Below are 19906 nucleotides of genomic sequence, written 5' to 3' on the forward strand. Positions count from 1 at the left end.
GCTACCGATAGGCTGGCGCCATGAGCAGGCCGAACGCACAGTCCATGAAACCCGCCACGGCGGCCAAGAAGCTGGACGTGTACCTGCCCGCCACACCCGCAGAGTTCCAGGAGAACCCGATCACCCGCACCGAGCTCGCGGCCCTGCAGGCCGAACCGCCCCAGTGGCTCAAGGACCTGCGCAAGAACGGGCCGCACCCGAAGAACCTGGTGGCAGCCAAGCTGGGCATCTCGATCTCCGGTCTCACTCGTAGCGGCATGGAGAATGCGTTGACCACCGAGCAGATCGTCGCGCTGCTCGAGGACAAGCCGGAGTGGCTGGTCGCCGAACGTGAGAACTACCAGGAAGTCCTGCGCGAGCAGCGGCGCAATAAGGCGTTGCGTGCCGACCAAACTCGCCAGGGCTGAATCAGCACTTCCGCGCAGTCAGCAGCAGATATTCCCGTCGAGTTACGAGACACGTTGCGGCGCCGTGGGTTCCGCGCAAAGGTGAGGAAACCAGTGGTTGGACATCACTGAGACCAGGCACACCGATCCCGCCGGTAGCATCATCGGCGTGAATTTGGCTGTCCTCGGGCCGATCCGCGTCCTGCGGGACGACGCGCCCGTTGACCTGGGGACGCCCCGGCAGCGCGCCGTGATCGCAGCGCTCGCCCTGGCACAGGGCGAGCGGGTCTCGGTCGAGACACTCGCCAATCGGGTGTGGGGCGAGTCACCGCCCGCCTCGGCGACAGCCACCCTGCACAGCTACATCGGCAAGTTGCGCCGCGTCCTGGAGCCTGGGCGCGGTCCTCGCCAGACGGCGACGGTACTTGTTCGGGAGCACGCTGGCTACGCGCTGCGCATCCCGGCGATTGAACGCGACGATGTCGCCCTGCAGCAGACGGTGACCGCGGCGCGCGCCACGTTGACCGAACTCGTCGACTTCGATCGTCCGTCCGCGGCTGGACACGCCGCCGAGCGGATCGCACGGGTTGCGATGGCGCTCGACGACCGACTGTCCTACTGGCGGTGCGAACCCTATCCGGAACTCGGCGACGACCCGGACGCGGTCGCAGAGCGGGTGCGGCTCGCCGACTTACGGGCCGCCGCCCGGGAACTGCGGATCGTCGCCGGCCTGGCGATCGGCGAACACGACGAGGTGGTGGGTGAGCTCGCTGCCCTGTGCGCCGAGAATCCGCTGCACGAACGTTGGTGGTCGCTGTGGGCGGTCGCCCTCTTCCGCTGCGGGCGACTGCCCGACTCGCTCGCCGCGCTGCAGACCCTGCGGGCCGAACTGGCCGACGAGCTGGGACTCGATCCCAGCGAGGCGGTCCGCGCCCTACAGAGCGCGATTCTGCGCCGTGACCCTTCGCTCGGGTGGCCGGCGCCGTCGCCTGGCTCGACGGCTCGCGGGCCGGCTTCCATCACCACAACGCCCAGCGCCGAGCAGACACCGCGCCCGGCCCCCTTCGCACGACCGCGTTGGCCGCTGGTGGGACGCGCACCGGAACGGCGCCGGCTCCGGGCCGAGGCGGAGGCCGCCGCGGCGGGGACGCCCGGCGTCACCGTCGTCGTGGGCGAGCCCGGCGCCGGGAAGACCCGGCTGCTGAACGCGTTCGCGGAGGACGCGGCCACGCTTGGCTTCCGGATCGGGGTGGGGCGCTGCCGGGACACCGACCAACCGGAACTGTGGCCGCTGGCGGAGGCGCTGGCCGGGATTTCGGGCCGCCCGACCACGGTCCTCTACGAGGAGCTGACCTCCGGTTCCGAGTTCACGCTGCGCGACCTGGCCGTGCGGATGACCACGGAATCCGCATCGACGGTGCCGACGGCCCTGGTCATCGAGGACTTGCACTGGGCCGGTCCGGTGGTGATCCGGGCGCTGACGGCGCTGATCGAGCGGCTCACCGATCAACGGCTCCTGGTGATCACAACCACCCGGCCGGACCCCGCAGAAGGCTCTGAACTGCAACGATTCCTGCGTGCGAGCGCCCGCGGGCAGGGCAGCCGGATCGAGTTGGGCCCGCTTCCGGTCGACGCGGTGGAACCGCTGGCGGAAGCGGTAGCCGGATCAGCCATCGGCGATGACCGTGCGCACGCGCTGTGGCACCGGACCGGTGGGAACACGCTGTATCTGGTGGAACTGCTGCAGAGTGCGGGCGCACCCAGCGGCACCCTCGCGGACGTGGTGCTGGAGCGAGTCGGGTCGCTCCCCGCCGAGACGGTCGAGGCGTTACGCGCGGCCAGTGTGCTCGGAACGACGTTTCAGACCGTGGATCTCGCCGGGATGACGGACACGAACCCCGGGCGAACGATCGAACTCCTGGAGCCCGCGCGCCGGGCCGGGATCGTGGCCGACACCGGTGTCGGATTCCGGTTCGGCCACGTGATCGTGCAAGAGGTGATCCATCGGTCGTTGGCCGGGGATGTGCGCGCGGACCTGCACCGGCGCGCCGCCGAGGTCGCCGCGAACGGCGACCTGAATCGGGCTGATGTGCGGGCATCGGTGCAGCACCACCTGCGCGGCGCCGCGCCGGCGGACTCCGGCACCGGTTGGCGCATGCTGGTCGAGACCGCGCAGTACGCGCGGGCCGGTGCCCACTACGACGAAGAGGCGGCGCATCTGGTCCTGGCGTTGGACCTGCAACGGAGCGACCGCACGGCGTCGGCCCGGGAACGCTACGAACTGCTCATGCTGGCCACCGACGCGTACCGGTGGTCAGGTGATTGGCAGGGAGTCTCGGACTGCGTGGATGCCGCGACGCTGCTGGTCGGCCGGCTCGGCGATCCGGACGACCGGAGCGCCACCGCGGAGCTGGCGGCACGAACCCTGTCCGCCAACCTCGATGGTGCGCTGTGGCAGGTCAGGTCCTACGGCGAGGTGCACGCCCCGGTGGTCGACGCGCTCACCGAGGTGCTGCCGCAGCTGCCGTCCCGCCGGACCGCGGTGCGCAGTCGGGCGCTGCTGACGCTGGCCATGGAGCTGTTCTATTCCGGAGACATGAATCGGATCGACGCCCTGGTCGCCGAGGCACTGGACGTGGCGCGCCCGATCGACGATCCGCGGGTCCGGGTGTCGGTGCAGCTGGGCGCGTACGTTGCGCGGTTCCGACCGGATGCGGCGGCGTCCCGGGCCGAGTACCTGCGGCTCGCCCGGGCGGACGTCGAGCTGCTGGGTGATCCGCGCTTGGAGATGATGGTCGCGACGCTGGCCACCGGCTTGGCCAACGAGTTCGGCGACGCCGACACGGTGTGGTCCGGTATCCGAGCGCTCACCAGCCGGCTGCGCTCGGCCGGGCTTGGCACCGCCGAAGTGGTACTGCACACCGTCGCCGCGCCCTGGCACGCGATGGCCGGCGACGACGATGCCGCGGTCGCGTCGGTGCTGCGGCTGCACGAGCTGGCGGTCGAAGTGCGGACCCCCAACGTCTTCGAGGCGGCCCAGGTGGCGGCCGCGCTGGCGTGCCTGCACGCGGACCGCGCAGCCGAGTCGTTGCCGATGCTGGACGGGTTCCTCCAGGACAGCCGGATTCCGGCCGCGTCGACGGTGGCGTTGATGCTGCTGCGCGCCGGCGAGCGGGAACGCGCGGCGGCCTTCGTCGAGACTCATTCGCTGCCCGCAGAACGCCACACCTTCCTCGGATCCGTGTTTGCCGCGATGAGTTGCGAGATCGCGTTGGAACTCGACCGCCCGGATCTCGCTGCGGACGCCTTCGGCTACCTGCGGGACTACTCGGGGCGGATGGCGAGCGCGGGGACCGCGGCGGCTCTCGGCCCGGTAGACCTGTTCCTGGCCTACGGGGCCGCGGTCACCGGGGATGCCACAGCGGCCGCCGCGTATGCGGACGCGGCGGCCGACCAGGCCAGCCGCTGGCGGTTGCCGCGCATCGAGGCACGGATCAGCGAAATGCGGCGCCGGCACCGCTTCTGATCGGTTGGTTCAGCGCACCAAGGTGGTGCCCACGGTCGTGCCCGACGGAACCGCGACGAACGCAGCGTCGTCGAGCCGCTGGAAACGGCGCCGCCCGATCCGCAGCATCGCCCGAAGGGGTAGCGGAGCCTCGGCGAGCAGCTCGGAGGCCACCGGGTCCGGGAGGTCCTTAAAAGCCCAGGGCAGCATCTGCGTGAGCTCGCGGGCGCTCATGCCGCCCCGCAGCTTCGTCCGCTCGAGGTGGTCCCACTCCTCGCCCCCAATCCGCGCCTGCAGCACCGCGTTCGCGTCGCGTTCCTCGTGCGAGAGGTGACCGGTGAGGCAGGCGTAGGCCTCGTCGACGCATGAGGTCAGCGTCTCCCGATCGGGCGTACCGGCGCCGATCGTCATCGCCTCGAGGCCGGCACGCACCCGGAGCAGCAGCGGGTCGATCTGATCGTGTTCGGTGCCCATGGCGTCCAGCACCGTGAGTGCGTGAGCGTCGCCGTCGGACTCGGCGCGTTCGCGCAGCAGCGGCCAGAGCACCACGTCCTCCTTGTGATGGTGATCGTGCAGCACGGTGGACAGTAGGTCCCACCGCGCCAACAGGGCGCGCCAGGTGCGCCCGTCGGAGAACGGTGTGCGGCGCACGGCGACGCAGAAGTGTGTGAGGTCACGCCGGAAACCGTGGTGCATCACGTACATCATCCGCAGGTCAGCGGGCCCTTCGGGGGCGGCGGCCTGGCCGGGCAACAACTCGGTCACAAAGACTCCTCTGCATCAGGGATGCCCATTCGGCGTCCTCGTCGCGAACGATGGCAGAGCGCACTGGTAATCCACTGGTGGATGACTTGCGCGAGGATGCGCTGCCCACCGAGCAGATCGGCCGCAGTCCCCAGGCCGGCCCGAATACCGCCTAGGGCAGGTTGAGCTGCCAGGACACCCCGAATCGGTCGTTGACCCACGCGAAGGCGGTGGAGAAGCCGTACTCGCCGAGCGGCATCAGCGTGGCGCCGCCCTCTCCCAGTTCGGCCACCAGCCGTTCCAGCACCACGCGGTCGGCGACGTCCACGAACAGCGAGGTCGACGGGGTGAAGTCGAAGGCGTCTTTGACGGCACTGTCGCTGACCAGCACGCGCAGCCCGGCCAGGTCGAGTTCGGCCAGCATGATGCCGGTGGCCGGCTCGGGGTGCGGGGTCAAGGACACCACCGAGGCGCCGGGGAACGCAGCAAGGTACTTGTCGATCGCCGCAGCGGCAGTACCGCCCTGGAACATGAGGAACGGTCTGATCCGGGTCACGCCGCCCACCCTATCGACGCCGCCTCCTCATCGAGCGCAAAACGTCCCCAGACAAGGAAGCAGGCCAGGGATCAATCTCCCTGGCCTGCAACTTGGTTTCAACCAGCCGTCACAACATGCAGCTGACGCAACCCTCCACCTCAGTGCCCTCCAGCGCCATCTGCCGCAGCCGGATGTAGTACAGCGTCTTGATTCCCTTGCGCCAGGCGTAGATCTGCGCCCGGTTCACATCGCGGGTGGACGCGGTGTCCTTGAAGAACAGCGTCAGGCTCAACCCCTGGTCCACGTGCTGGGTGGCCGCGGCGTAGGTGTCGATGATCTTTTCGTAGCCGATCTCGTAGGCGTCCTGGTAGTACTCCAGGTTGTCGTTGGTCATGTACGGCGCCGGGTAGTAGACCCGGCCGATCTTGCCTTCCTTGCGGATCTCGATTCGCGACACGATCGGGTGGATCGACGACGTCGAGTGGTTGATGTAGGAGATCGACCCGGTCGGCGGAACCGCCTGCAGGTTCTGGTTGTAGATGCCGTGCGCCTGAACCGATTCCTTGAGTCGCTGCCAATCGCTTTGCTCGGGGATCCGGATACCGGCGTCAGCGAAGAGCTGGCGCACCTTGACCGTCTTGGGTTCCCACACCTGGTTGAGGTATTTGTCGAAGAACTCGCCGGAGGCGTACTTGGACTTCTCGAACCCCACGAACGACTGACCCCGTTCCAGCGCAAGGCGATTCGACGCCCGCAGCGCGTGGTAGAGCACGGTGTAGAAGTAGATGTTGGTGAAGTCGATACCTTCTTCCGACCCGTAGTGGATGCTCTCCCGGGCCAGGTAGCCGTGCAGGTTCATCTGGCCCAGGCCGATGGCGTGCGACTGGTTGTTGCCCTGTTCGATCGACGGCACCGACCAGATGTGGGTCTGATCCGATACCGCGGTCAGCGCCCGGATGGCGACCTCGATGGTTTGGCCGAAGTCGGGCGAGTCCATCGCCTTGGCGATGTTGAGCGAACCCAGGTTGCAGGAGATGTCCTTGCCCACCTTGGCGTACGACAGGTCCTCGTTGAACACCGACGGCGTGGAGACCTGCAGGATCTCCGAGCACAGGTTCGAGTGGGTGATCTTGCCGGCGATCGGGTTAGCCCGGTTCACCGTGTCCTCGAACATGACGTAGGGGTAGCCGGACTCGAACTGCAGCTCGGCCAGGGTCTGGAAGAACTCCCGCGCCTTGATCTTGGTCTTGCGGATCGCCGAGTTATCAACCATCTCGTAGTACTTCTCGCTGACCGAGACGTCGGCGAACGGAACGCCGTAGACCCGCTCGACGTCATAGGGCGAGAACAGGTACATGTCGTCGTTCTTCTTGGCCAGCTCGAAGGTGATGTCGGGGATCACCACCCCCAGGCTCAGCGTCTTGATCCGGATCTTCTCGTCGGCGTTCTCCCGCTTGGTGTCCAGGAACCGGTAGATGTCCGGGTGGTGGGCGTGCAGGTACACCGCACCGGCACCCTGGCGGGCGCCGAGCTGGTTGGCGTAGGAGAACGAGTCCTCCAGCAGCTTCATGATCGGGATGACCCCGGACGACTGGTTCTCGATGTTCTTGATCGGCGCGCCGTGCTCGCGAATGTTGCTCAGCAGCAAGGCCACTCCCCCGCCACGCTTGGACAGCTGCAGCGCGGAGTTGATCGAGCGGCCGATCGACTCCATGTTGTCCTCGATGCGCAACAGGAAGCAGCTCACCGCCTCGCCGCGCTGCTTCTTGCCCGAGTTCAGGAACGTCGGGGTGGCCGGCTGGAAACGGCCGTCGATGATCTCGTCAACCAGTTGCTCGGCCAGCTTGGTGTCACCGGCGGCCAGCGTCAGCGCCACCATGCACACCCGGTCCTCGAACCGTTCCAGATACCGCTTGCCGTCAAAGGTTTTCAGCGTGTAGGAGGTGTAGTACTTGAAGGCGCCCAGAAACGTCGGGAACCGGAACTTCTTGGCGTAGGCCCGATCCAGCAGCGACTTGACGAAGTTGCGCGAGTACTGGTCGAGTACCTCGCGCTCGTAGTAGTCCTTCTGGATCAGGTAGTCGAGCTTCTCGTCCTGATTGTGGAAGAACACCGTGTTCTGGTTGACGTGCTCCAAGAAGTACTGACGGGCGGCCAGCACATCCTTGTCGAACTGGATCTTGCCGTCACTGTCGTACAGATTGAGCATCGCGTTGAGCGCGTGGAAATCCAGCTCGCCCACCGGTGCGCTGCGGGTGGTGGCGGTTACCTGCTCTGCAGTTGCAGCGGTAGGTGGCATGCCTCGTCCTTCCAGAAATCGGCCAAGCCCGCGCGGACGGCGTGTACGTCCTCGTCGGTTCCCATTAATTCGAATCGGTATAGGTACGGCACCCCGCACTTGCGGGCGACCACGTCGCCGGCGTAGCAGAACTCCGCACCGAAGTTGGTGTTGCCGGCGGCGATCACGCCGCGCAGCAGGCCTCGGTTGTGTTCGTTGTTCAAAAAGGCGATGACCTGCTTGGGCACATAGCCGCCCGCAGCGTCGTCAGCGATATTCGGTGTCCCACGGCCGCCGCCGTAGGTCGGCAACACCAGCACGTAGGGGTGGTCCACCTCGATGCGCCCGTGCAGCGGAATCCGGATGGCCGGCAGCTGCAGCTTCTGCACGAAGCGGTGGGTGTTCTCCGACACCGAGGAGAAATACACCAGGCTGCATTCAGAATCCGCAGACACGGCGACCCCCTTCAGCTCTCAGTCAGACTCCACCCGTACCCGACCCGCTGGCCGATTACGCGCTGAGCGCGGTCTGCGCCAGCGCCTTGATGCGGTCGGGCCGGAAGCCCGACCAGTGCTCGTCGCCGGCGACGACGACTGGAGCCTGCAGGTACCCCAGCGCCATCACGTAGTCCCGCGCCTCGGCGTCCAGCGAGATGTCGACGACCTCGTAGTCGACGCCTTGGTTGTCCAGCGCCTTGTAGGTGGCGTTGCACTGCACGCACGCGGGCTTGGTGTACACGGTGATGCTCATGGGCGCCAGACTCCTCAGCGAATCGTCGACAACGAACAGATGACAGATCAGGTACTACTTTCAACGGGCCGCCGACGCCCGGAATTTCCAGCTTCCACCGCAGCTCCGGGCACCGCATCGATGCCGTTCGCCGCAGTCCGGCCAGCCGGGCGATCCGGGGTCTGTCGGTGCTTGAAACACTACACCTAGTGGGTCGGCTTGAGAAGCCATACAAGATGTTCCGAACGACATTCATGAAATTCGCTGGTTGTAAGGCTGTCGCCGCAAGCGCCCCGGCGTGTCGCACGTCACAAAATCCATCCCGGGCCGTCATAGCGACAGGTCTACCACCACCCACCGACAACGACGCCCCGGCGCCCGACACCCGGCTGGGTTCCAGCAAAGACGCGATCGGAGCGGTTCGGCCCGCCTCAGCGGCCCGTTCCACAGACGCGCGCTACCGGTGCAGGGCCTTCTTGGACGGGAGCAGTGCGCGGCTGAACAGCCCGTTGACCTGTCGCATGGCCACGCTGTAGGGCAGCCAGGCCAGCCGCTTGAACGCGTAGAGCGCCCGGATGTCGCCGGAGGTGTAGACCAGGTAGCGGTTGCGGGCCACCCCCGCCAGAATCTTCTCCGCCGCCCGCTCCGGTGTCACCGCGTGGCCGGCGAACCGGCCCACCCAGCGCTCCACCTGCGGATCGTCGCGATCGACGCCGGCGATCTCCACGGTGTTGACCAGTGGGGTCTTCACCGCACCCGGTACCACCACCGACACCCCGATGCGGTGACGCGCCAGGTCAAACCGCAGCACCTCCGAGACGCCACGCAGGCCGTACTTGCTGGCGGAGTAGGCCGCATGCCAGGGCAGCGCGACGATGCCGGCCGCCGACGACACGTTGACCAGGTGCCCGCCGCGGCCGGCGGCGACCATCGGCGGCAGGAACGTCTCGATGACGTGGATCGGGCCCATCAGGTTGATGTCGACCATCTTTCGCCACTGCTGGTGGGTCAACCGGTCGACGGTCCCCCACGCCGACACCCCCGCGATGTTCATCACGACGTCCATCGCCTCATGCCGCGCGTGAATCTCGGCGCCGAACGCGGCGACGTCGTCGTAATCGGCGATGTCGATCACCCGGTGCTCGGGAACCAGCGCACCCAGGGCCCGCGCATCGGCGACGGTCTCGGCCAGCCCCTCGGCGTTGCGGTCGGTCAGATAGAGCTCGGCGCCGACCTCGGCCAGCCGCAACGCGGTTGCCCGACCGATCCCGCTCGCCGCCCCGGTGATGAAGCACCGCTTGCCCCGGTAGTACTCCGCTACACGTGTCATGGCTGCAGACGATACCGGCGGTACCGGACGCAGATGATCCAATCCCCCGCCGCGCTGGCGATCAGCGCGAGCCACCCCACAGCGCGGTGCGCCACAGCGCCTCGAGCACCCGCACGCCACGCGGCACGTCGCCGTCGGCGCCCAGGAAGGCACTGTCACCGGCGAGCATGTAGGCGGTGGTGGCCGCCAAAGTCCGCACCAGGGCGGGGATGTCATCGCTGATCGGGTTGGCGGTGCCGGCGGCGATCTCGTCGTTGACCACGCCGACGATCTGGTTGATCACCGCGTCGATCTGGGCGTCGAGCAGTTCGCGGATCTCGGCGTCGCTGTTGCGCGCCAAACTGCACGCCGTCATCACCGGATCGTTGTGGGCATACACCGCCGCCGCGCTGCCCACCATCCGTTCGGCGAAGGCCGCGGGCGATTCGTCGGCACCGCGCGGCGCGAAGTAGTGGGTGAGTTCTTCGAGCTCTTGAGTCGCCTCGGCGAGGATGTGGGCGAGCACGGCGTATTTGGAGTCGAAGTAGAAATAGAAGCCCGAGCGCGCCACCCCGGCCCGGTCGCTGATGGTGCTGACCGACAGCTCCGCGAACGGCTTCTCCTCCAACAATTCCCGCACGGCGTGCACAATCGCCTGCCGCTGCTTGTCGCCGCGGCGCTGGGGCGCATCGTCGGTGGCCGGGCTGCCCGCGTCGGGCCGGGTACTCATTCTTTGCACCTTGCACCACGCCGCGCCGGATTCAAACTTGACACGCGTCAATTTTAATCTGAGGATGTGGTTGCGTGACAGTCGCCACACCTCGTCGCGCGCCGTGACGCCATGACCGAGAGGTAGTCAGCCGATGACGACCATGTCCACCCCCCAGTATCTTCTCGACCAGGCTCGGCGCCGGTTCACCCCGACGCTGAACACCATCCCCGGCATGGGCGCCATCGAGAAGCGGCTGCTGACCGTGGACTGGAAGCAGAAGATGCTGGCCGAGCCCCCTGTCGGCAGCGGGCTCAAGCCCATCATGGGCGACTCCGGACTGCCCGTTCTCGGCCACATCATCGAGATGTTCCGTCAAGGTCCGGACTTCCCGCTGCACATCTACAAGAAGTACGGCCCGGTGTACTTCGCCGAGTCGCCGATCCTGCCGTCGATCGTCGCGCTGGGACCCGACGCCACCCAGGCCATCTTCACCAACAAGCAGAAGGACTTCTCGACCACGGGCTGGATCCCGGTGATCGGGCCGTTCTTCGACCGCGGCCTGATGCTGCTGGACTTCGACGAACATCTGCATCACAAGCGGATCATGCAGGGGGCGTTCACCCGTCCGCGGCTGGCCAGCTACGTCGAGGACATGGACCGGGTGATCACCCGGATCGTGGCCGACTGGCCGATCGACAATACGCGGTTCCTGTTTCACCCCGCGGCCAAGGAACTCACCCTCGATGTGGCGGCGGTGGTTTTCATGGGCCACGAACCCGGCGAAGACCACGAGCTGGTGACCGCGGTCAACCACGCGTTCGAGCAGACCACCCGGGCGGGCGGAGCGATCATCCGCACCTCGATACCGCCGTTCAAATGGTGGCAGGGCCTGCAGGGCCGCAAGGTGCTCGAGGACTACTTCGCCAAGCGGGTGACCGAACGCCGGCGCGTCGAGGGCGCCGACATGCTGTCGGTGCTGTGCCATACCGCCGACGACGACGGCAACACGTTCAGCGACCAGGACATCGTCAACCACATGATCTTCCTGATGATGGCCGCGCATGACACCACCACGTCGACGGTGACGACGATGGCCTATCACCTGGCCGCACACCCGGAGTGGCAGGAGCGTGCCCGCGACGAGTCCACCCGACTGGGCGACGGACCGCTGGACATCGAGTCGCTGGAGAAGCTGGAGACCCTCGACCTGGTGATGGACGAGTCGCTGCGGTTGGTCACTCCGCTGCCGTTCAACATGCGCCAGGCCGTGCGCGACACCGAGCTGCTCGGGCATTACGTTCCGGCCGGCACCAACATCGTCACCTGGCCCGGTATGAACCACTGGCTGCCCGAGCTTTACACCAACCCGCGTCAATTCGACCCGGAGCGGTTCCTGGAGCCGCGTGCCGAGCACAAGCAACACCGCTACGCCTGGGCACCGTTCGGCGGCGGCGCGCACAAGTGCATTGGGATGAACTACGGGCGGCTGGAGGTCAAGACCATCCTGCACCGGATGCTGCGCCGCTACCGGCTGGAGCTGACCCGGCCCGGTTACCAGCCGCGCTGGGACTACGGCGGCATGCCGATCCCGATGGACGGTATGCCGATCGTGTTGCGCCGGTTGTAGATCGGCAGCCCCCCACTCCCGCGAGCGTCACTGCACCGTCAACAACCGGTTGGCACAGCTGATGACCGCCTCCAGCGCGGCGTGCCCGGCATCGGGCGCAAAGCCCACCGCCCACGCCGCGGCGCGCCCGTTCGAGCCATGGATGAACGTGGCGGTCTCGGCGCCACACCGAAGCTGGTGAAAACCCAGGATTTCCAGGGTGATTCCGCGGTCATGAAGCATCGTGGTGAGCGCGGCCAGCGGCCCGTGCGCCGCGGCGGTGCAGGTACCGTTCACGCCGCGGACGGCGATGGTCGCTTGGTAGGTCCGCCCCTGCGGGCCCAGTCTGGCGGCCGGGCGCTCCGCGTCCAGGCAACACCATCGGCTCAGGCTCAGCGGGCCGGCGGCGCGGCCGTAGGCGGAGACGAAGCCGTCCCACGACAGCCGCGCGGCCTGGTCGCGCAGTTCACGTGGCAGCGGACCCCGGAATTGGTCGGCGAACGATGTTGTGGTCATATCTCGGTCTTTTCTGCTCGAGGAGAGTGACCGACGGGTAGTAGCCTCCGACCCACAGCGGAGGGTCGGCCTGAATCAGACCCCGCTGCGGGTGCTGGCTACTACAAGCAGATGACGCATGATCCGGCCAGGTTAGTCCCGCTGTAGTCGGCGTGCAACCCGATTCGAATCAATCCAGGATGCGCCGGGCCACGTTGGTGCTCACCAGATCGAGCAGTTCGTCGGCGCGACCGGCGAGAATGGTCCGGATCGCGTACAACGAGAAGCCCTTGGCCTGCTCGGCGGTGATCGCCGGCGGGATCGACAGTTCCTGGCGGGCCGTGACGACGTCGACCACGGCCGGTCCGTCATAGTCGAACGCCTCGGCCAGCGCGGCTTCCAAATCGCCGGGCTGCTCCACCCGCCGTCCGAACATGCCCAACGCGCGGGCAACGGCGCCGAAGTCCGGATTCTGCAACTCAGTGCCGAAGTTGACGATGCCGGCAGCCTTCATCTCCAGCTCGACGAAGTTCAGCGACGAGTTATTGAACACGATCACCTTGACCGGCAACCCATTCTGCGTCAGCGTCAGCAGCTCGCCGAACAACATCGCCAGCCCGCCATCGCCGGCCAACGCGACCACCTGCCGCTCGCGGTCGGCGGTCTGCGCGCCGATCGCATGCGGCAACGCGCACGCCATGGTCCCGTGGTTGAACGACCCGATCATCCGTCGGCGCCCGTTCATGGTGACATAGCGTGCCGCCCACACCACCGGGGATCCGACGTCGACGGTGAACACCGCGTCGTCGTCGGCCAACCGGTTCGCCACGGCGGCAACGTATTCGGGACGAATAGGAGTGCGGTCGCGGTCATTGGACGCCAGCGAGTCCAACCGCCGCCGGGTCTTGTCGTAGTGCCGCAACGACTTTTCCAGATGAGTGCGGCCGTCTTTGATCGCCAGCAACGGGCGCAGCGCGGCGAGCGTGTCGGTGACCGTACCCACCAGCCCGAGGTCGATCGGAGCGCGCCGGCCCAGGTTTCGGCCGCGGATGTCGACCTGGATGATCTGCGCACGCTCGGGATAGAACTGCTGATAGGGGAAGTCGGTGCCGAGCATCAGCAGCACATCGGCTTCCCTGATCGCCTTGTACCCGGAGGCGAAGCCCAGCAGCCCCGTCATGCCGACGTCGTAGGGGTTGTCGTACTCGATGTACTCCTTACCGCGTAAGGCATGCACGATCGGGGCCGCCAAGGTGTGCGCCAGTTCGATGACCTGGTCGTGGGCACCGGCCACCCCGGCACCGGCCAGGATGGTGACGCTGGTGGCGGCGTTGAGCATGCCCGCCGCCGCCGCCAACCCACGCTCGTCGGGATGGCATACCAACCGGGCGGGCAGCACCGGACGCGATCCCCAGGCAGTGTCGTCGTCGACGCGGTGGGAGAAGATCTCGCCCGGCACGACCACGACCGCGACCCCGTCCTCCTCGACCGCGGTGCGCATCGCCATCTCCAGGATGCGCGGCGCCTGCTCGGGGGCGCTGACCAGTTCGCAGTAGACGCTGCACTCGCGAAACAGGTTCTGCGGGTGGGTTTCCTGGAAGTAGTCCGAGCCGATCTCGGCAAGCGGGATGTGGGCAGCGATCGCCAGGACCGGCACCCGGCTGCGCTGCGCGTCGAACAGCCCGTTGATCAGGTGCAGGTTTCCGGGCCCGCAACTGCCGGCGCACACCGCCAACCCACCGCAGAGCGCGGCGTCGGCGGCAGCAGCGAACGCCGCGGTCTCCTCGTGCCGCACCTGTTCCCAGGTGAAGTCACCGGCCCGCCGGATCGCGTCGGTGAAGCCGTTGAGGCTGTCGCCCGGGATCCCGTAGACGCGGTGCACCCCGCTGCGTTTGAGGGCGGCGATGAGATGATCGGCGACGGTTGCCATTTCACGTCCCTCCGTTCCCCTGCGTGAGCGTGCGCAGAAACGGCCTTCACCTCGGCGTGTCGGCCGGGAACACGCTCCCCCGCAAGCGGGAGGTGCCCCCAGCTCGCGCCAGAAAAGTGTGCTCCGCGTAGGAGGAACGCTACTTGATCAGCGGGTCGCGGGGCATCCCCAGAATCCGCTCGGCGATCTGGTTGCGGGTGACCTCCGACGTGCCGCCGGCGATCGCTATGCCGCGCGCTCCCATCACCATCCGGCCTGCCATCGCGCCCGGACCGTCGTCGAGGGCGACGTCGGGCCCCAGCAGCGCCGCTCCGATCGCCGCACCGTCGCCCATGTGCTCGGCGAGCTTGAGTTTGGTGACGTTGCCCTCCGGACCGGGGCCGGCGCCGGCGATGCTGCGCGCCACGCGGCGCAGGTTCAGCAGCCGCAAGGCGTGCTCGTCGGCGACGAACCGGCCGACCCGCACGTCGGCGTCGGCCACCGCCTGCCGGTGCTGCTGGGCCAGCGCGATCAGCCGCTGGTCGACACCGGCGGTGTAGGACCCGCCCCCGCCGATGCTGACCCGCTCGTTGCCCAGGGTGGCCCGGGCCACCTTCCAGCCCTCGTTGACCTCGCCGACGACGTCCTCATCGGGCACGAACACGTCGTTGAAGAACACCTCGTTGAACTCCGAGCCACCGGTGATCTGCCGCAGCGGCCGCACCTGCACACCGGGGGCCTCCATGTCGATGATCACCATGGTGATGCCGGCGTGCTTGGGGACGTCGGGATCGGTCCGCACCGTCGCCAGCCCACGCCGGCACAGGTGTGCGCCCGAGGTCCACACCTTCTGACCGTTGATCTTCCAGCCGCCGTCGACCCGGGTGGCCTTGGTCTTGACCGCCGCGGCATCCGAGCCGGCGTCCGGCTCGGAGAACAGCTGGCACCAGATCTCGTCCTGGCGCAGCGCCTTCTCCACGAACCGCTCGATCTGCGAGGCGGTGCCCTGCTGGATCAGTGTCAGGATTACCCAGCCGGTGATCGAATAGTCCGGCCGCTGGATCCCGGCGGCACTGAACTCCTGCTCGATCACCAGCTGCTCGACCGCGTCGGCGCCCCGTCCCCACGGCTTGGGCCAGTGCGGCATCACGTAACCGGTTTCGATCAGCCGGTCCAGCTGGGCCTCGGCAGCCAATCCGGCGATCTCGGCGGCGTCGGCGTGGATCTGAGTGCGCAGTTCCTCGGCCTCCGGCGGCAGGTCCAGACTGTTAGCCCGGGTGATGCCGGCGGCGGCGCTTTCGAATACCGCCAAAGCCGGGGCGTCACCGCCGAATAGCGCCTGGACCGTCAGGGCTCGACGCAGCTGTAGGTGCGCGTCGTGCTCCCAGGTGTAGCCGATGCCGCCGTGCACCTGGATGTTCAGCTCGGCGTTGCGCACGTAGGCCGGGAAGGCCAGGGTGGCGGCGACCGCGGCGACCAGCCGGAAGGCGAACTCGTCTTCCCCGTCGGCGCGGGCGGCATCCCACACTGCTGCGGTGGCCGCCTCGGCGGCGACCAGCATGTTGGCGCAGTGGTGCTTGATCGCCTGGAACGTGGCGATGGTGCGGCCGAACTGTTCGCGCACCTTGGCGTAGGCCACCGCCGAGTCGGTGCAGTCGGCGGCGCCCCCGACCGCCTCGGCCGCCAGCAGCACCCGGGCGCCGGCCAGCGCCGACTCGCGCGCGCCGACCAGGGTGTCGTCGGCGCTCACCCCGACACCGGTCAGCGTGACTCGACCGGAGCGGCGGGTCGGGTCGAGATTGCCGGGCACATCGACGTTGACGCCGGCCCGGTCGCGCTCCAGCACCAGCACGTCGTCGCCGGCGGCCAGCAGCAGCACGTCGGCCAGTCCGGCTCCCAGCACGATCCCGGCGTCGCCGGAGGCCACCCCGCCGTCGAGAGCGACGTCGCCGGCCAGGCCCACCCCGGCGGTGACCGACCCGTCGATCAACCCGGGCAGCAACCGGGCCTGCTGGTCAGCGGTACCGTTGGCGGCGATCACCGCCGAGGCGATGACCGTCGGCACGAACGGGCCCGGTGCCACCGCCCGGCCCAACTCCTCGATCACCACCACCAGTTCGGGCAGCCCGAAGCCCGAGCCGCCGTGCGCCTCGTCGATATGCAGGCCCAGCCAGCCCAGGGCCGCCAGCTCCTCCCAGAACGGTGGCCGGCCTTCGTCGGAGGCGTCCAGCAGCGCACGCGCCGCTGCGCGAGCCTTCTGGGCGGTCAAGAATCCGCGGGCCACCTCGGCCAGTTCGCGATGGTCGTCGATTACTGCGATGCCCATTGAAGGTCTCCTGGTCTGTGGCTACTTGGGTGCGAACCGCTGCCCGGCGTCCAGGCGCAGGCACTGCCCGTTGAGCATCGGGTTGTCGACGACGGCGGCGACCAGCTTGGCGTACTCCTCCGGCCGGCCCAGCCGCTTGGGGAAGGCCGCGTCCTTGGTCAGTGCGCTGGCGAACTCGTCGGGGATGCCCTTGGTCAGCCCGGTGGCAAACAGACTGGGCGCAATCGCCAGCACCCGGATGCCCACCGAGCCGAGGTCCCGGGCCATGGTCAGGCACATGCCGGCGACGCCGGCTTTGGCGGCGGTGTAAGCGACCTGGCCGATCTGGCCCTCGAACGCCGCGATCGACGCGGTGTTGATGATGACGCCGCGCTCCTCGTCTTCGGGCTCATTGACGCTCATGTGCGCCGCGGCCAGCCGGCTGATGTTGAACGTGCCGACGAGGTTGAGGTCGACGACCGACTGGAACGACTCCAGATCGTGCGGCCCGGACTTGGACAGCGTGCGCTTGGCGATCCCGCCGCCGGCGGTGGTCACGATGACGTGCAGGCCGCCCAGGGCCTGCACAGCGGTGTTGAGCACCTCTTCGGTGCCGGCGAAATCGGTGACGTCGACCGGGTAGAACTCGCCGCCGAACCCGGCCGCGACCTCTTTGCCCTCCGAACCCTCGCGGTCCAGCACCGCGACGCTGGCGCCGCGGGCCGCCAACAGCTCGGCGGTGGCCCGGCCCATCCCCGAGGCACCACCGACGACGACGACCTTCTTGCCACTGATCTCCATGCGGACTCCTTTAAGCAAGTACTTGAGTTTCAAGAACAAGTTATCGTTCCGCTCGGAAACCGCTGCCACTCGGGCATCCAGCAGGCCTGAAAAGGAGGTATCCGTGGCCGCACCGACCGCCCCGGAGGTGATCGAGCGACGCGACGGCCCGGTGACTTACCTGCGGACCGACCCCGATCTGCCGCCGGTCGCCGTGGTCGATCACTCGCCGATCTCCGCGCGCCACAAACTGGCGTTCGGTGCGCTCGCCGTCGTCGGCGCGGTGGCGTGGGCGCTGATCGCCTTCGTGCGCGGCGAGTCGGTGAACGCGGTGTGGTTCGTCGTCGCCGCGGTGTGCACCTACATGATCGGATTCCGCTGCTACGCAAGGCTTATCGAACGCAAAATCGTGCAGCCCCGCGACGAGCACGCCACTCCCGCGGAAATCTTCGAAGATGGCACCGACTATCTGCCGACCGACCGGCGAGTGCTGTTCGGCCACCACTTCGCCGCGATCGCCGGTGCCGGTCCGCTGGTGGGCCCGGTGCTGGCCACCCAGATGGGCTATCTGCCTGGCACGATCTGGATCGTGATCGGCGCGGTGGTGGCCGGCTGCGTGCAGGACTACCTGGTGCTGTGGTGCTCGGTGCGCCGGCGGGGCCGCTCGCTGGGGCAGATGGCCCGCGAGGAGCTCGGCGCCGTCGGCGGTGCCGCCGCGATCATCGGGGTGCTGGTGATCATGGTGATCCTGATCGCGGTGCTGGCGCTGATCGTGGTGCGCGCGCTGGCGGTCAGCCCGTGGGGCGTGTTCTCCATCGCGATGACGATTCCGATCGCGCTGTTCATGGGGATCTACCTGCGGTTCCTGCGGCCCGGGCGGGTCTCCGAGGTGTCGCTGATCGGCATCGTCGCGTTGCTGGGCGCCGTGGCGTCCGGCCGCTGGGTTGCCCAGACGTCCTGGGGTGCCGCGTGGTTCACGTTGTCGCCGGTCACGCTGTCGTGGTGCATCATCGGCTACGGCTTCGCCGCCTCGGTGCTGCCGGTGTGGTTGCTGTTGGCCCCGCGCGATTACCTGTCGACGTTCATGAAGGTCGGCACCATCATGCTGCTGGCCGTCGGGATCCTGATCGCCCAGCCGATGATGGCCGCTCCGGCCGTCTCGACGTTCGCCTACACCGGCGACGGGCCGGTGTTCGCCGGATCGCTGTTCCCGTTCCTGTTCATCACGATCGCGTGCGGGGCGCTGTCGGGGTTCCATTCGCTGATCGCTTCGGGCACCACCCCCAAGCTGCTGGAAAAAGAGAGCCAGATGCGGCTGATCGGCTACGGCGGCATGCTCACCGAATCCTTCGTGGCGGTGATGGCCCTGATCACCGCGTCGATTCTGGACCAGCACCTGTTCTTCACCCTTAATGCTCCGGTCGCGGCGACCGGCGGGACCGCCGCCAGTGCCGCCGACTACGTCAACGGGCTCGGTCTCGGCGGGACCCCGGTGACCGCCGATCAGATCAGCGAGGCCGCTGCCGCCGTCGGCGAGTCCTCGATCGTGTCGCGCACCGGCGGGGCGCCGACCCTGGCGCTGGGCATGGCCGACGTGCTGGGGCGGGTCTTCGGCGGGCCGGGCCTGAAAGCGTTCTGGTATCACTTCGCGATCATGTTCGAGGCGCTGTTCATCCTCACCACCGTCGACGCCGGGACCCGAGTGGCCCGCTTCATGTTGGCCGACGCCCTAAGCAACCTGGGCGGACCGCTGCGCAAACTGGCCAACCCGGGGTGGCGGATAGGGGCCTGGGGGTGCAGCGTGGCGGTGGTCGCCGGCTGGGGTTCGATCCTGTTGATGGGGGTGACCGACCCGCTCGGCGGAATCAACACCCTCTACCCGCTGTTCGGTATCGCCAATCAATTGCTGGCCGCGATCGCGCTGACCGTGGTGACCGTGATCGTGGTCAAGCGGGGCCGAGGCACCTCGAACCTCAAATGGGCACTGGTGCCGGGCATTCCGCTGTTGTGGGATCTCTCGGTCACCATGACGGCGTCGTGGCAGAAGATCTTCTCGCCCGATCCGCGGGTGGGCTACTGGACGCAGCACTTCGCTTACCGGGACGCCGAGCGGGCCGGTAAGACCTCGTTCGGGTCGGCCGCCGACCCCGCGCAGCTGCATGACGTCGTGCGCAACACCTTCATCCAGGGCAGCCTGTCGATCGTATTCGCCGCCCTGGTCGCGGTGGTGTTCGTGACCGGAGTCCTGGTCTGCATCAAGGCGATTCGCGGCAGCGCGCGGACGACCGAAGCAGCGCCGGCGCTGTCGCGGCGGTTCGCCCCCGCCGGGCTGATTGCCTCGGCGGCCGAGCGAAAGGTACAGGCGCAGTGGGACGCTCACACCGGCTAGGGCGGGCGGCTCGCCAGGTCGGCTGGTACTGGGCGACCCTGCTGGGCGACAACCACTACCGCCGTTACCTGGAGTACCGCCGCCGGGCCCATCCCGGGGAACCGGTGCTCTCCGAGCGGGACTACTGGCGTCGGCGTTATGACGCCGATCCCGGCGGACGGTGCTGCTGACCGGGCTCCTCAGGCATGATCGAGAGGTGGCGCGAGTATCGGCCGCGCGAC

16 protein-coding genes are annotated in these 19906 nt (G+C 67.9%); 5 read left to right on the plus strand and 11 right to left on the minus strand.

Annotated elements, in window-relative coordinates; genetic code table 11:
* Positions 1-20 precede the first annotated feature (20 nt).
* Positions 21-407 (plus strand): DUF5997 family protein, encoded by a 387-nt coding sequence (locus A5771_RS08215; RefSeq protein WP_064854711.1) that lies wholly within the window; start codon positions 21-23, stop codon positions 405-407.
* Positions 408-555: 148 nt separating this feature from the next.
* Positions 556-3912, plus strand: a complete 3357-nt coding sequence (locus tag A5771_RS08220) for a BTAD domain-containing putative transcriptional regulator (protein ID WP_165606176.1) — start codon at positions 556-558, stop codon at positions 3910-3912.
* A 9-nt stretch (positions 3913-3921) separates the two neighbouring features.
* Here the strand turns inward: A5771_RS08220 and A5771_RS08225 are convergent, their stop codons facing one another.
* From A5771_RS08225 to A5771_RS08255, 7 genes are all read right to left on the minus strand, one after another.
* Positions 3922-4656: a hemerythrin domain-containing protein gene (locus A5771_RS08225; RefSeq protein WP_064854713.1), complete on the minus strand. Its 735-nt coding sequence runs from the start codon at positions 4654-4656 to the stop codon at positions 3922-3924.
* A gap of 151 nt (positions 4657-4807) precedes the next feature.
* Positions 4808-5191, minus strand: coding sequence for a VOC family protein (locus tag A5771_RS08230; RefSeq protein WP_109401069.1), 384 nt, complete (start codon positions 5189-5191; stop codon positions 4808-4810).
* A gap of 109 nt (positions 5192-5300) precedes the next feature.
* Positions 5301-7472: a class 1b ribonucleoside-diphosphate reductase subunit alpha gene (gene nrdE / locus A5771_RS08235; protein WP_064854714.1), complete on the minus strand. Its 2172-nt coding sequence runs from the start codon at positions 7470-7472 to the stop codon at positions 5301-5303.
* Positions 7439-7906 (minus strand): class Ib ribonucleoside-diphosphate reductase assembly flavoprotein NrdI, encoded by a 468-nt coding sequence (gene nrdI / locus A5771_RS08240; RefSeq protein ID WP_064854715.1) that lies wholly within the window; start codon positions 7904-7906, stop codon positions 7439-7441. Before nrdI ends, nrdE begins: the two co-directional genes overlap by 34 nt.
* Positions 7907-7961: 55 nt before the next feature.
* Positions 7962-8201 carry a redoxin NrdH gene (locus A5771_RS08245; protein ID WP_064854716.1) on the minus strand — a complete coding sequence of 80 codons (240 nt, stop codon included), beginning with the start codon at positions 8199-8201 and terminating at the stop codon, positions 7962-7964.
* Between the two features lie 436 nt (positions 8202-8637).
* Positions 8638-9510, minus strand: coding sequence for an SDR family oxidoreductase (locus A5771_RS08250; RefSeq protein ID WP_064854717.1), 873 nt, complete (start codon positions 9508-9510; stop codon positions 8638-8640).
* Between the two features lie 61 nt (positions 9511-9571).
* Positions 9572-10219: a TetR/AcrR family transcriptional regulator gene (locus tag A5771_RS08255; protein WP_064854718.1), complete on the minus strand. Its 648-nt coding sequence runs from the start codon at positions 10217-10219 to the stop codon at positions 9572-9574.
* A gap of 133 nt (positions 10220-10352) precedes the next feature.
* Between A5771_RS08255 and A5771_RS08260 the strand changes: the two genes are divergently transcribed.
* Positions 10353-11828, plus strand: coding sequence for a cytochrome P450 (locus tag A5771_RS08260; RefSeq protein ID WP_064854719.1), 1476 nt, complete (start codon positions 10353-10355; stop codon positions 11826-11828).
* A gap of 27 nt (positions 11829-11855) precedes the next feature.
* Here the strand turns inward: A5771_RS08260 and A5771_RS08265 are convergent, their stop codons facing one another.
* From A5771_RS08265 to A5771_RS08280, 4 genes are all read right to left on the minus strand, one after another.
* Positions 11856-12323 (minus strand): hypothetical protein, encoded by a 468-nt coding sequence (locus A5771_RS08265; protein WP_064854720.1) that lies wholly within the window; start codon positions 12321-12323, stop codon positions 11856-11858.
* Between the two features lie 169 nt (positions 12324-12492).
* The gene (gene poxB / locus A5771_RS08270) at positions 12493-14232 is read right to left on the minus strand and encodes a ubiquinone-dependent pyruvate dehydrogenase (RefSeq protein ID WP_064854721.1); all 1740 of its coding nucleotides are present in this window, start codon (positions 14230-14232) and stop codon (positions 12493-12495) included.
* Between the two features lie 139 nt (positions 14233-14371).
* A complete protein-coding gene (locus A5771_RS08275; protein WP_064854722.1) occupies positions 14372-16537 on the minus strand; it encodes an acyl-CoA dehydrogenase in 2166 nt (721 codons plus the stop codon).
* Between the two features lie 21 nt (positions 16538-16558).
* Positions 16559-17317 (minus strand): SDR family NAD(P)-dependent oxidoreductase, encoded by a 759-nt coding sequence (locus tag A5771_RS08280; protein ID WP_064854723.1) that lies wholly within the window; start codon positions 17315-17317, stop codon positions 16559-16561.
* Between the two features lie 103 nt (positions 17318-17420).
* Here A5771_RS08280 and A5771_RS08285 point away from each other — a divergent pair, with 103 nt between their 5' ends.
* Positions 17421-19685, plus strand: coding sequence for a carbon starvation CstA family protein (locus tag A5771_RS08285; protein ID WP_064854724.1), 2265 nt, complete (start codon positions 17421-17423; stop codon positions 19683-19685).
* Entirely contained in the window at positions 19664-19855 is a 192-nt protein-coding gene (locus A5771_RS21850; RefSeq protein WP_082947123.1) for a YbdD/YjiX family protein, read from the plus strand. Before A5771_RS08285 ends, A5771_RS21850 begins: the two co-directional genes overlap by 22 nt.
* Positions 19856-19906: the final 51 nt, after the last annotated feature.

Origin of the sequence: Mycolicibacter sinensis, assembly GCF_001667375.1 — a bacterium.
In the GTDB taxonomy this organism is placed as follows: Bacteria; Actinomycetota; Actinomycetes; order Mycobacteriales; family Mycobacteriaceae; genus Mycobacterium; species Mycobacterium sinense_A.